The organism is Prochlorococcus sp. MIT 0603 (assembly GCF_000760215.1).
Lineage (GTDB): Bacteria > Cyanobacteriota > Cyanobacteriia > PCC-6307 > Cyanobiaceae > Prochlorococcus_E.
In genome coordinates, this window is sequence record NZ_JNAW01000002.1 from 251740 (window position 1) to 264668 (window position 12929).

Here is a 12929-nt window from a genome sequence, read left to right on the forward strand (position 1 = left end):
ATAAACTTGTATGTTCTTACAAGTTTATTTAAATCATTATAAACTATATATCAACTTTTTATATCTTCAGAAGATAGTCTTGTATTTGCTTTATCAGCTTTGCGAATAATTTTCTTTGCCTCTTCTCTTGAGAGGCAAATCTCAGCTTGAGTTTGTAACTTTAGGAGTTTGGCATGTTGCTTTTTGGGATTCATAAACTTTCTTAATGCAAGAGTTGAAATTCAAAAATCATACAAGATACTATTGAATAAGACTAGTAACTATAATAATCATCCCATTAATCTAACATGGAAAAAGCTTGACTTAATTAATTTAGGGTCACTTTAGCTTCTGCATATCTTCAGGTAACCGGGGAAAGATATAAGAAGTTTACCTTCTTGACTTAGTTCGAAATAAAAAGATTAATCTCTTCATCATTATTTCGTTGTTTTTGTGATTGCTATCAATATTAGACTTATGGCTTTGAGTTGCATTCATAGTAAATTCATGAGAAAAAATGAGGTAAATTTATGCCTAAGATCTTATGATAGGAGATATGCTCATATCTATAACGCTTTATTTGCTCTTTTAGGTGATGTAAAGCGAATGAAGAGATTGTTGGTTATGACTTGAATCATTGAAAGATTGGCAACGCATACATAGGTTGCTCGAGAGCCATACTTAGAAATCTTTTTATGATCCTTCAGAAGAGCACCTGAGATCTTAAATGCGAAATCTAAATTCTATGGTGATTTAAACGGATTTTATTTTACTCGAAGATTAATTATTTTGAAGCTCTTGGCATTACGCAAGCTGTCCGATATAACTTGTTAAAGCAGCAAGGTTCATTATGTCCACCTTCGCGCGCATGTCTAGATCTGAGATCATCCATGGTCGTATTGCCATGTTGATAATCATTGTTTTGTTAATAGCTAAGAGCTATTTTTAATATGGGTCCCAACATTAATGAAACGGAACCCTTAGATGATTTTACTGACGAACAAATAGAAAATTTAGGAAAATCAATTGATACCTTAGAGCTAGAAAATCAAATGATTATAGAAGATGAAATAGAAGTCGCGAAAATAAGACAATCTCAGAAGAAGCCTTTTAGGAGATTGAGAAAATCACCGCTTGAGATTATTAATAGATTGCTTTTCCTAGTATTTTTAGCCAGCTTTCTTTGTACATTCGTTCTAATTAACGCTGTAAATAGTTGGTGGTGTCTATTTTATATAATTAGTTCTTTTTCTTGTGTTTTATACACGCCAAACAGGAAGGCCCTTAAAGAATTAATTGCTGCTTGGCCTAATATTGAGGAACTTATAAAAAGTGGTAAAAAATAGCAGTAATTTCTGATGCTTAAGCTTTAGGTCTTAACATCTAAAACAGCTCTTCCCTTGAGCGCCCACGATCTTTGGAAAAACAAGGTTGTTCAAATTCCACTTGAAACCCTTAATCTTTTAGGACTAACGATCTCAAAGAGTCCAAACGTTTCATTTCGATTGATGATTAGGCCTCTCTTTGCATAAAAATAGGTAACCCCTTACCTTAAGAGCCTTTAAGTAATATTTTGGGCCTTGAAAAAGCAGGAGGATTATATTCCATTTGTACTCTATCAACTTTGTCAGTTGGTAAAGGCCCGACAAGAAATCAAGAGAACCTTATGACAGTGAATATTAATCGATGAAACGATAGCTTTTAGTAAGCCTAAACACTGTTTTCGAGAGAAGCAAGAGAGCAATTAAATTAGGGATAGCCATTAATCCATTTAAGGTATCTGCTACAGCCCAAACAACTCCTCTGTCTCCTGCTACAGAACCAATTACTACAACAGATACCCAAATTAATCTAAAAGGAAGTATGGCTTTAATTCCAAATAAATATTCAGTGCATCGTTCACCATATAAACTCCATCCAAGGACAGTAGTGAAAGCAAAAACTACTAGACCAACAAGTACTATCCAACCAGTTCCCGGTATACCACTATTAAATGCACTGATGGAAAGATCAGCTCCAGACTTGCTTGATTGATAAGCTCCAGTTGTAATAATTACTAAAGCGGTCATTGTGCAAATAATAATGGTGTCAATAAAAGTTCCTAACATTGCAATAGTGCCTTGTCTAACAGGATCATTTGTTTTTGCAGATGCATGTGCTATTGGAGCACTCCCTAGACCTGCTTCGTTGGAAAATATTCCCCTTTTAAAGCCCATAAGAACAACCTGAGCAAATGTTCCGCTAGCAGCAGCTTTCCCTGTAAAAGCATTTGAAAAGATAGTTGAAAAGGCTGATGGAATTTCCGAGAAATTACTAAGGATAATGATTAAACAAGCCAATACATATAAAAGCGCCATAGAAGGAACAATCGCAGATGCTGCTTGGGCTATACGCTTAACACCACCAATAATTACTGAAAACACAAGAATGCCTAAAATTACTCCGGTTAAGAGTTTTGGAACTCCTGCTAATGCAAGTGCACTAGATACTTCAAAACATTGAACCCCATTACCAATTCCAAAACCGGCTAACATGCCAAATAATGCAAATAAAGAACCTAACCAAGTCCATTTATTGCCAAGACCATTTTTTATATAGTACATAGGCCCACCTACATGATTACCTAGAGAGTCGACTTCTCGAAAGTGAACAGCTAAAACTCCTTCGGCGTATTTAGTTGCAATTCCAAAAATTGCTATTAACCACATCCAAAATATGGCCCCAGGTCCGCCAATTGCTATTGCAGCAGCAACCCCTGCAATATTGCCAGTACCAATCGTTGCTGAAAGTGATGTCATCAATGCTTGAAATGGGCTTATTTCTCCTTCTCCTTGATTCCCACCAGGGTTATTAAGCAAAATCCTTAGTCCATAAGGAAGACGAACTAGGGGCATAAAGCCCAGCCCCAGCATTAGGACAATCCCTGTTAAGGCTATTAGGACCACTGTTGGCCAGCCCCAAGCAAAACTATTTATAGGATTATTTATAAGCTCTATTGCTTTTTCTATTCCCCCTGGAGCTTGACCAAAAAGATTTATTAGGAAATCATTTTCATAAATAGTAAACACTTTAAACTTCTTGAAACTGTCCTTGATAGTGTCACATGGTTAATAATGTTGCAACAAATCAGAGGTAAATATTTCAATCTGACACTTCTAGTGCTTTTGATTGAAATAACTTATGAATAAACTCTTGAGACTTAATTATGGGGATAGTCTCAATTAATATAATTCTAGTTTCTATTTTCAATTTTATTGACCCTTTTCACTCATAGCTTTTCGGTCTATTTGTTTGGTGTAACGTCACTTATATTTAAACCTTTTATCTAAATATCATTGTAGAAAAAATATTTTGATTCTGCTTACTGAACACTTGATTTAATATAATCATTCTGATTATTAACTAATAGCCAAAATAATTATACTGTAAGTATAGCTTTACTAGGTTAGCTTAATACCTTGAGAAAAATAAATATACCTATGCAGAGTTAGCAATATGTAATCTCAGCATAGTTTATGCTTAACTTTTCTATTCTAACAGTGTAATTAATTACTCTTTATTGACTTTTATTTTCTTGGGTTAAGAGCTTTCAGTTCTTTTTTAGTTCACTTTCTCTTTTGTCTAGAACCTTAACTCAACTCTGATAGCTTTCCTCAAGACTCTTACGAGATGATTCAACATTCTGAAGTTCATCCTTATGCTGTTTGAGCTTCACTTCTTCTAGTTGACTATCACAGATAACGTAGACAGTTCTCATAGGATTTACGAATGATTCCATGAAGATATTTTCGATCATTTAGTTGTACATGATGCCTTTGATTTATTAGAACCCTATTAGTCTGACGTAACCTTTCAGAAGCTAAAATGATGTATACCGAAGATGTTGATACGGTAAATATCACTTATTCCGGTTGCTAATGTTAAAAAGTCGTGAAACCCTTAGGTGTAAATAGTTGTCTTAAGGATTGACCTGTAAGCCTTTTACAGTAGTGACCTAAAGACGCAGAAATACTTCTACTTTTTGCATTTTTATGTATGTGTCTGAATAGATAAAATCTATTTCAATAGAAAAGAATTAGAAAAAAATACTAAATTACAATCTAAAATTGATTAGTAAAAAGTTTACATATGGTTTCATTTTCATTATTTCTGCTGAAAGCAGGGACCTTGCCCTTTTAATTTTTACTATTCCAGATCACCTTGATAATGTCTCTCTTATAAGAAACTCTAAAATGATGTACCAATTGATAATTGCAACCCCTTTTGGGACTCAACCTGCTATAGAAAGCTTTGAGGCTTTGAAGCTTATTTCAATAATCGGATTGGCAGCAATTTCTGGCCCCTTATTCATTGGGGGATTGATTTTCGCTTTGAAAAAACGAGGATAGAAGTTCAGGGCCGACTATGAAGTAGGCATTGAATTTTGGGTTTTATTCCTCTGTAAAATTGTGGCCTTAATATTTTGCGTTTAGCTATTTGTTCTCCCGAATTACTGACATTGTAAATCTGTAACTGTTTTGGATGGACATTTCTTGTTATAGCTGGAAGAATCACTAAACTTAAATCAAGCTTCTCTGTAAAACTGATGTTAAAAAACATATTTAAAGAGGCATGGTTTTTTGTTATATCTCTTGCAATGATTGCTTTTAGCATCTTAATAGGACCATTTAGCTCCCCTGCTTTAGACCTCCCGAACTTCAGCGAAGAAACTTTTGCGGATGTTAACGCTAATATTTCAAGTAAGGGTGATATTGGTCTTAATACCTTTGAGAATGATGACGTGGTTGAAGAAACTGATGCTGCCCCGACAGATACAAACAACATCAGTGCGTATCCTGATTTAGGAGACGATCAGGTTTTCCCTTTTGTTGCAGGCTTGGATGCTTACGAGGCAATGAAGTAGTTATTGCCTACTTAATTGCTATCGGTTTTGCAAATAGGTAGATGAAAAAAAATTAAAAGAACTTATGCAGAACCTCCCACCGGGCACTTATTCCTTGGCTGTTTTAGGAGCCTTATTTTTTTTGCTACAGGCTTACTGGATTTCTATTACTTTAAGGGATCTTAAGAGCCAGGGAGTTTTTGCAGATAAACGTGATCAAATAGCAGAAACTAGAAAGAAATTAGAAAAGCTCCTGAACAAATAATAAAGAGGACTGCTTGAGGGTGCTAATTAAGGCTTGTTTTTGGCTTATTATGCTTAATATCATAATTTTAATTGATACTTAAATTCTTTATAGATAGAATGACTAATTAAAAATACTTTTCTGCTCTTCGCATTGCTTTTATGGCGCCTTTATAATCTCCAGAATTGAATTTTGATTGACTTATCTTTTCGAGTTTATCGATAATTTCTAGTTTCTTTGTATCATTTATCTTTCTTTTATAATCTTCAATTAAATCGTACTTTGATTGGATGCCAGTTGCATTTTTTACTAAAGCTTTAAATTGAGCATTGCAATCACAGATTTGTTTTGCTTTGCTTCTATCTATAAACGCCCCTCTGTGATCACCTGCTTTGTACTTGTGCTCACTTGCTTCAATTAAAGCGCCTGGAAGAGTTAGTGACTCCTTTAAATCTTTCTTAATACGCATGTAAGCTATCCTTCAAAAGAAAAAATTGCTTGCTTTCTTCTATAGGCTATCAGTTTAAAGGATAAAAAGTATCTGGCACTTAGCTTAGATAGATTGCTGGGGCTATATTTTATTATGGCTTTCTTTTCTTTTTATTTCCTGGAGAATTAGAATATGGCCATGGTAACTTTCTTATCATAAATGTTACCAAAATCTATCAGCGAAATACAGGTTTTAATTAATGGATTATTTCTTGCCTAAGGCTTATTTATTGATAGCTAGAGTTTCTACTACCTCATTAACTATTTGGGCAATGATTGTTTTTCTTGCAGTGCTTGTTGGCGCTTTGGGGTTTGCGGTTGTTAAGGAGCTTAAATCGCGTTCGCAGGCTCTTCCTCCTAGGCATGAAGAAAAAGGGCCTAAAGGCTTTTAAGTATATTCCTTAAAAACCTAGTTTGCTCAGTGTTATAGACCTTTCATCTTGATTATATTTAATATATATGAAATATAATTGGTACTTTATTGCTATTGCCGTTAGCTAATTGTCTTTAGAAGCTCCTTATCAACTGTGCCTAGACAAGAGCCGTTGGGAGAGTGATTTCTCTCACATTTGCCTTGAAATCAAGAATGTTCTGCGGGATTACAGGAATAAAAATTTGCAGGAGAACAGCTATCAAGCAATCGCTCTACTAATTATGGTGCCATCACTTGGCTTGTAACATACTTTGTTCCATATATAGTGTTAAGCCTTGTTGTGAGTTCCTTTAATTTTGCTAAAGTAATCTTAACTGGGTGATGGGAAATTCTCAGCTAATAATCAAGTCTCCTTTTTATAGGAGGCTTTTTTATTATGTTTCGTTTGAATAATGAGCTGCATTATTCATTTCTCTTATTTTCAGTAAAAACAATTTCCTTATTAAAATAATTTCAATGGGTATATTGACTAATAGCAGACGACTAACTTCTACCGCTTTATTAGGTTCATTGCTTTTTAGTTGTTATCTTTACTTTACTCCTTACCTAGCAATTTTGGGTTTTAAAACCGCTATAGATAAGAAGGAATATAGAGAATCAGAAAAATACATTAATTTCATTTCACTCAGGGAAAGTCTTAAAAGTCAATTATTACCGGTGATAAAAGATAGAACACAAACAGGGTTTTCTAATTCTCCATTAGGAGGGCTAAAAATTATGCTTGTAAACTCATTATTAGAAAAAGCAGTTGAAGCAACACTTGACTCAACTATTACTCCATATGGGTTACAGCTTCTTTTGAAAACAGGTGATCTAACACAAAAAAATCAGAATAATCAATTAACTCCTATATCTTCAGATAGCGCAAGAGGCGCTTCTAAAATAAGCCTTTATTATAAAAATATAAATGTATTCGTCTTAAGTAGAAAATTGGAAGATGATCAAGGCGTTGTAAATTCATATTGGGAAAGAAAGTCATTAACACATTGGAGACTAAGATCTATTGATTTACCATTAAGAACAATTCGCAGTATTAAACCATAAGTAACAAGGCAAAATAAGCTTTACCTTTTAAATAGAATTTAATGCATCAATTTTTCAGGTGAAATGACCAGTAAATAATATTATTTATTCAAATTATTGTAAATCTAAATTTAAAGCCTCATTAACCACTCTCTATTTTGTTTATCTAGCCGTATTTTTTTGTATTTATCTATTTTGATAACGCATAAGGCAGCTAAGCCGAAAAATATAAAAGAAATATAAAACAACCAAATGCTTATACTTCCACCAGTGGTAAAGAGTATCATTCCAATTGTTGATAAAAGCCAAGTTACCTTGATTTTTTCTAGGAACCTGCTTGCTTTCATAAAAGGCTGTGATCCCATTTGCATCAGAATTGTTTTAGGATAAGTCTTCCTATAGTTTTATTTTTAACAGTTGAATGCTTTTTTATCAAGATGGCCATTTATTTTCATAGGATATAGTTAATAGATTGGTATATTCAAGCAGATTAGTTTCATCTCTGATTTCTCAAGCTATTCATGATTTATTTAGATTTATATAATCATATGAAGCTTTTTCTCTTCCATAATTATGGTATTACATTGCTTTCTAAATAATGAGAATATGGATTTTATTGGATGTTTAGCAATATAAATACAAGCTGGGCCCCGCTCTCTTTGGACGCTATATCTAGTGTTAATCATTCCTTACGGATTTGTTTGTCAGCTCTTTAACATTCTTCTTTAATTCAAATCTTAATAATTCTCAGATCCATTGACCTGATTATCGTTATAACTACTTCAACTTTTTCAATCGATCACTACCTCTTGCGTCGCTTTCAGTAGGCGTTAGAAATTAATTCCACTCAAGAATGATTTATGGATAAAGATGCTGCATCATCATTGGCAATGAGTTTAATTCTTGGTTATCGCAAGCAAATGCAAGCGACTGACTCCATTAATGAATTCTTAAAGATTGAGGAAAAAGAGATGGATTTAAAAGAGTCGCTCATAACATGGTTACAGGATGAAGTTAAAGGATGTTATTAATGCGTATAGCTTTTTCTTATATCAAAATCGAAGCTTTCAGTGAGTGGATAATATCTGCTAGAAGAGTTTTCTTAGAGAAAATCAATTTGCAAATTGCACAAGCTCTTTAGAGCCATCAAATGCGCGCAATTTTATTCTGTTTTAATTCATCCTTAATTTCCCATAGAAAAATCAAGGTAAAGGGGCAAAAGATAACCCCCAGTATTGGAATTATGAAATAAGTTAAGGACATGCTTTTTTGCTACTACTATTATTGATAGCTAGATAAAGATTTTTTGTAAATGTAAGATTTACTTAAATTTTTTATTTTAGTTACTTTCTTTTTCGTTTAAGTTGCACATAAATAATTAAGCACAGTAAAACAGTTAGATCGAAGCCAATATGCCAAGTGCTTAAGAAAGCATTGCTCATTTATTTGATCTTTTTAGGGAATAATATTTTCTAGTTAAAGCAAAGCTCTTTGATTGCTGCAACAAGATGGGCCATTGATATTATCTTTAGAAAATCATTTTTTAGCTTTTATTTATAGAAATTGCACCTCAGGTTTATGTTCTCCCATAATCACTACAAAAATAAAATAATTTTCTAGTGATCTAATTAAGAAGACCCTAGACCAATCGTCGAAAAGAGATTGAATTAATAAGTCTTGGGTCTTATTGCTGCTAGAAGGACAATAAGTCCGAGCCAGCCATAGATGAAAAAGAATTCGATCATGAGTGTTTTTATTAGTTAAGAGCAAGAGCTACCCCAAATCAGCTCTTTAGCCGCTCCTGAAAGAGCTGAATAAGATTCATTTTGCTAGATATTGCTAAGGTCAAGGCATTTAAAATATGAAAAATTAAATGACCTAGACCAACCCTGAAGAAGAAGGGAAGCTCTTCCAGTATAGTACATATGTTCTACGTCAAAGGCAAGCTTTCTTTGCTATGGAGAAGCTTTAAGGTGGTCGACCGATTTTATTTTGCAAGATCTTCCTCTGGTACTTTAGTTGATTCACTAATACGGTTTCTTGCGTCTTTGATTAGTAAACTCGTTAAATCCTTCATGCTCTCAATTGAGTATTTCTGAGTTACAAATGCGAATCTTATAGCTTCCTTGATCTCGTCTTTGTATCTACTATTCGTGCTTATAGCTAAATAAGCGAAGCCAAAGTTAACTATGAAGTATGCGATAAGTAGTGCTCCAATAGTTTTTATTACTTTCATTGCTATATGGCGACCCCTTTATCGTTTCTATAACTTTGTCGAATAGCCTTTGATTTCCACTTGATTTCTGCTGACTCTATTCTCATTAGATCTTCTTCGTACATAGAGGCCCCCCCTAATAGAAGTTCATCTATATTCAGAAGCCGAGCTATTGCTTTATTCCACATTGACTTAAGGCCTCTCTTCTGAGATGGTTGGATGGTTACTTTCTTAATTAACCTTAGAAAGGTTATTAATGCTATAAGTAATTCGGTTTAATTCTTTTTGCGTTATGAATCTTGATATTTGCGATTACACTACATCCTTTTATTGCTTATCTTACTGACTCGCATTAACACATATAGCCATACAAAAGCGGTGATTTAAGATTATGAAAATATGATTTTCATGTCTAAAAACTATAGCCCTCAAGATTTCTTGTACGATCTTGCATATATTGCAGTCCTAATAGGAATTACCCTATTTGTCATTGGATCTTTTCCAGGTTTTTTGGGGAATATATCCCAAATATTTAAACCTTGAGTAATGGACTTATCATCTTTCTCAATGATTAAGGTTAATTCCAGTCTATTATTGACTTTTTTTTTCTTAGCCAATTTATTTATAATATATTTTTTAATTCTCACTCTTAAAAAAAATGTTGATAGACAAATAAATAGTCAAATAGATAAGATGATCCCTTTAAAAAGTCTAAGAGATAAAGTAAGAATTCAGATTAAATGGAGGTAAAATATCAACTTGTAAGAATTTTTACCATATTACTTTAAAATCTAATATGCTTAATAATAATTATTTGCTTGTAATTCTTATTCCATTATTTTCTTGAATCTATAGCTTATTTTTTAGAGCATTAAAATATTCCAGAGATCATCCAGGGGATTGCAATAACTGAAAACGCTAGTAGCAGACTAGTACTTCTCATGAATTTACTCCACAGGACTATGGTTTTTTCCCTTGAGCTAGAGATTATCCGATCAATTACAAACGAAATTAAAAATAGCAAAATCGAAATAGATTCTCCAAGATATTGATACCAAGTTAATTGAGTAAACCAAACAGATAGACGAGAAAATATCAAATCAATCATTTGAGCAATGTTAGAACTAATTTATTATAGTAAACATAAAATTTAATATTATTTGGCAAGAAAATATTAAATCCCATGTAATATTGCTAAGCACATTTAGCTTCAGGAATTTATACTGCCTAGTTATCAATTTCTAGTGTTTTCTTTCTCTATGTTTAGTCCATTAAGCTGAACTAGTCTCTCCCATATGCAGTCCTAAGATTTCCCAGGAATTTATATTGCTCCTGATTTGAACCAAGATTTTGAATAAGCTTGCTTATTGCAAATTGGGACTGCCTTGAGAATTTAGAGCGAACTCTAATAGGAGATGGTGCTTTTGTTGCTGTAGGCATTTGCGAAATCGTTTCTAAACTATGTTTTAGCGCATTTATTATATGAATACATAGAGAATTTATGCCCATTTCCCTTTTTCACTATTTTTGCTTCTTCTTTTAAAAATCCATTCCTCTCCGCGCTCTCTTTATAGCTAATGTTATCAATCCAAATAAATTAAATGTTTTTCAAGTTATACTTAGCGATACTAAAATTAATCTATTGATAAAGGCAAGCTCTACCATCAAATATTAATTTGAGCGTTGTCTTAGTCAATATAAGAAGATTTAAAACACTCCCTTTAAAGATCAAATGAACTTAGCGCGATTTTTAATATTGGATACTGTCTTAATATTACTAACATTAATTATTTACATTAACTTTAAAGATAATGAGCATAAACTCGCCACAGATTTCAATGTAAATGCTGAAACACTTCCTTCTCTAGAAGATATTTTAGAGATGGAAAATCTTGCTAAAAAAAATGGTAGTGGAATTGAGATTGACTCATTACTTGGGCATTGGCAATTCGTTTCCGTGTGGAAACAAAATGCAGATAAAGAAGATAAGCTTTCGAGCTCATTATTACGATTATTTTCAGCAAGTTTAGATTTACGAAAACTAACATCAGATAAAGATTTCCCAACTCTTTCGCTTTCTAATACTATTGAGTTTGGACCTTTGCTAATCAGGTTTCTAGGTTTAGGAGGAATTAGAGGCAAACAACCTCTTTTACCTTTCTTTTTTGAAAGAATAGAACTTAAATTAGGCAAACTTGTTCTTATAAATCGGCTCCTTAATGAACCAGATGAAAAAGACATGCCTTTTTTTTCGCTTATTGCTAAATCAAATAAAGACGGTTGGCTTGTTGCCAGAGGTCGAGGAGGAGGAATTGCTCTTTGGTTAATGAGCAATAAATGAGTCCTTAAGACTTGATTTATGCAGTTTTCTTTCGACTTGATATCGTCCGAAATAAAAATCTTTTACTAAGATAAGTAGAGATCACTTAGTATTCAGTGATATGAATATGATCGCCTTGGACGTTCTCTAAGTATTTAGCGGGGATTTTGGAAGACTGGATATAAGAGAATGGTGAAATACGAGGAAAAGCTGATGCACTTTTGCAACCTTATAACTTTTTAATTCCCTTTTATTGCAATTAAAAGACGATTGCGTAATTTTTATAACATAGATTTTTTTTTAAATGCAACAGATCAATTTTAAAGCAGTCAACTTTGCTTTAATGTTTGGACTTTCACTTTTAACTGCTTATTTCACTTTGCAAAATACAGCTTCAACAACTGTGAATCTGCTACCAGGTGTTTCAGGATCGCTTCCTATTGCCGCATTGGTAATCATCTCCTCAGGAATAGGTGCTTGTGGAGCTTGGTTTTTTGCTAGTTGGACAGATAAGTTGAGAGGTGATGAGATAAAAGAACTACAAAATACTAAGAGTCGAATCAAGGAATTAGAAGTAGATTTAATTAGGCTTAAAACAAAGCAGAACAACATATTCCCTTTCACCAGTTTCTCATCGGATAAATTACCTGCTCAAGATCACGAAGCAGCCTAATGATTTCTCTTGACAACTTTATTAGTCAGTATCTGTTTTAATTGGTTTGTATTAATTTGCTTTTATTTTAAATTCATAGTGATTAGGTTATAAAAAAATATATTAGATAATACTTTATTAAACTTAAAGTCAAGTCAAGTAACTTTATTCCCTTAAAGATCATATCTCTTATATTAAGCACTGCTAATGTTTTGGCAATGCTTAATATTTGTTTTAATAGCTATACGAAAAAATCAAGATTGGGATCTTCATCTGGAAGATCAAATTTAATATCATGTTCTCTTTTTAATCCATAAGCATCTGTGACCTTTATCATTAATTTTCCTAAAACTTCAGACCAAACTTCCTCTGTACTCAGCCACATTTTCTGACTAAATTCTTTATTAAAAACTTCATCACTTGCTCTTTTCTTATCAATTTCAAAAACCTTTTTGAGGCCTTCTTCGCTTAATAATGACTTTGCTTTATAATAACCCATCATCATCATTTTAAGACCAACCTTTTGTTGTTCATCCTCATATTTACGTAGAGCATCCTCCCTGCATTCCTTTGCAAAATCAGGTGTGATTTCCATTGCAATAAACATATACACTTATTAAGTATAACTTGCAATTTTTTAATCTGTTAGTTCAGCTATTAAAGATGTATAATTCTCTTCTTTTTTCTTTTAT

The 12929-nt window shown here is 33.0% G+C and carries 18 protein-coding genes; 9 read left to right on the plus strand and 9 right to left on the minus strand.

Annotated features, from left to right (window positions below):
• Positions 1 to 50: 50 nt before the first annotated feature.
• Positions 51 to 194, minus strand: a complete 144-nt coding sequence (locus tag EV07_RS09585; protein WP_152557524.1) for a hypothetical protein — start codon at positions 192 to 194, stop codon at positions 51 to 53.
• Positions 195 to 829: 635 nt separating this feature from the next.
• On the opposite strand from EV07_RS09585, the gene EV07_RS10180 reads away from it, so the two are divergent.
• Both EV07_RS10180 and EV07_RS03140 read left to right on the plus strand, forming a co-directional pair.
• A complete protein-coding gene (locus EV07_RS10180) occupies positions 830 to 928 on the plus strand; it encodes a chlorophyll a/b-binding protein (protein ID WP_152557525.1) in 99 nt (32 codons plus the stop codon).
• 1 nt (position 929) lies between these two features.
• Positions 930 to 1325 carry a hypothetical protein gene (locus EV07_RS03140; protein ID WP_036917264.1) on the plus strand — a complete coding sequence of 132 codons (396 nt, stop codon included), beginning with the start codon at positions 930 to 932 and terminating at the stop codon, positions 1323 to 1325.
• A 333-nt stretch (positions 1326 to 1658) separates the two neighbouring features.
• On the opposite strand, the gene EV07_RS03145 is transcribed toward EV07_RS03140, so the two are convergent.
• Together EV07_RS03145 and EV07_RS10050 are read right to left on the minus strand one after the other, a co-directional pair.
• Complete coding sequence (locus EV07_RS03145) at positions 1659 to 2987, minus strand: amino acid carrier protein (protein WP_036918167.1); 1329 nt, start codon at positions 2985 to 2987, stop codon at positions 1659 to 1661.
• Between the two features lie 626 nt (positions 2988 to 3613).
• The gene (locus EV07_RS10050) at positions 3614 to 3757 is read right to left on the minus strand and encodes a hypothetical protein (protein ID WP_241433990.1); all 144 of its coding nucleotides are present in this window, start codon (positions 3755 to 3757) and stop codon (positions 3614 to 3616) included.
• A gap of 328 nt (positions 3758 to 4085) precedes the next feature.
• On the opposite strand from EV07_RS10050, the gene EV07_RS10020 reads away from it, so the two are divergent.
• Both EV07_RS10020 and EV07_RS03165 read left to right on the plus strand, forming a co-directional pair.
• Positions 4086 to 4367 carry a hypothetical protein gene (locus EV07_RS10020; RefSeq protein ID WP_036917267.1) on the plus strand — a complete coding sequence of 94 codons (282 nt, stop codon included), beginning with the start codon at positions 4086 to 4088 and terminating at the stop codon, positions 4365 to 4367.
• Positions 4368 to 4564: 197 nt separating this feature from the next.
• Positions 4565 to 4882: a hypothetical protein gene (locus tag EV07_RS03165; RefSeq protein ID WP_036917271.1), complete on the plus strand. Its 318-nt coding sequence runs from the start codon at positions 4565 to 4567 to the stop codon at positions 4880 to 4882.
• A 350-nt stretch (positions 4883 to 5232) separates the two neighbouring features.
• Here the strand turns inward: EV07_RS03165 and EV07_RS03175 are convergent, their stop codons facing one another.
• A complete protein-coding gene (locus EV07_RS03175; protein WP_036917275.1) occupies positions 5233 to 5574 on the minus strand; it encodes a hypothetical protein in 342 nt (113 codons plus the stop codon).
• 220 nt (positions 5575 to 5794) lie between these two features.
• On the opposite strand from EV07_RS03175, the gene EV07_RS03180 reads away from it, so the two are divergent.
• Positions 5795 to 5986, plus strand: coding sequence for a hypothetical protein (locus tag EV07_RS03180; RefSeq protein ID WP_036917277.1), 192 nt, complete (start codon positions 5795 to 5797; stop codon positions 5984 to 5986).
• Positions 5987 to 6492: 506 nt separating this feature from the next.
• Positions 6493 to 7071 (plus strand): DUF2939 domain-containing protein, encoded by a 579-nt coding sequence (locus EV07_RS03185; RefSeq protein ID WP_193742760.1) that lies wholly within the window; start codon positions 6493 to 6495, stop codon positions 7069 to 7071.
• Between the two features lie 110 nt (positions 7072 to 7181).
• Here EV07_RS03185 and EV07_RS03190 read toward each other — a convergent pair whose 3' ends face one another.
• Complete coding sequence (locus EV07_RS03190) at positions 7182 to 7415, minus strand: hypothetical protein (RefSeq protein ID WP_152557526.1); 234 nt, start codon at positions 7413 to 7415, stop codon at positions 7182 to 7184.
• A gap of 495 nt (positions 7416 to 7910) precedes the next feature.
• On the opposite strand from EV07_RS03190, the gene EV07_RS09795 reads away from it, so the two are divergent.
• Complete coding sequence (locus EV07_RS09795; RefSeq protein ID WP_193742698.1) at positions 7911 to 8081, plus strand: hypothetical protein; 171 nt, start codon at positions 7911 to 7913, stop codon at positions 8079 to 8081.
• Between the two features lie 956 nt (positions 8082 to 9037).
• Here EV07_RS09795 and EV07_RS03195 read toward each other — a convergent pair.
• From EV07_RS03195 to EV07_RS09805, 3 genes are all read right to left on the minus strand, one after another.
• Positions 9038 to 9286, minus strand: a complete 249-nt coding sequence (locus tag EV07_RS03195; RefSeq protein ID WP_036917282.1) for a hypothetical protein — start codon at positions 9284 to 9286, stop codon at positions 9038 to 9040.
• Between the two features lie 2 nt (positions 9287 to 9288).
• Positions 9289 to 9453 carry a hypothetical protein gene (locus EV07_RS09800; protein WP_193742699.1) on the minus strand — a complete coding sequence of 55 codons (165 nt, stop codon included), beginning with the start codon at positions 9451 to 9453 and terminating at the stop codon, positions 9289 to 9291.
• Positions 9454 to 10546: 1093 nt separating this feature from the next.
• Positions 10547 to 10705, minus strand: a complete 159-nt coding sequence (locus tag EV07_RS09805; protein WP_193742700.1) for a hypothetical protein — start codon at positions 10703 to 10705, stop codon at positions 10547 to 10549.
• 292 nt (positions 10706 to 10997) lie between these two features.
• Between EV07_RS09805 and EV07_RS03210 the strand changes: the two genes are divergently transcribed.
• Complete coding sequence (locus EV07_RS03210; RefSeq protein ID WP_036917289.1) at positions 10998 to 11606, plus strand: hypothetical protein; 609 nt, start codon at positions 10998 to 11000, stop codon at positions 11604 to 11606.
• Positions 11607 to 11889: 283 nt separating this feature from the next.
• Positions 11890 to 12258, plus strand: coding sequence for a LapA family protein (locus EV07_RS03215; RefSeq protein WP_036917291.1), 369 nt, complete (start codon positions 11890 to 11892; stop codon positions 12256 to 12258).
• A 220-nt stretch (positions 12259 to 12478) separates the two neighbouring features.
• Here the strand turns inward: EV07_RS03215 and EV07_RS03220 are convergent, their stop codons facing one another.
• Entirely contained in the window at positions 12479 to 12844 is a 366-nt protein-coding gene (locus EV07_RS03220; protein ID WP_052043842.1) for a hypothetical protein, read from the minus strand.
• Positions 12845 to 12929 lie beyond the last annotated feature (85 nt).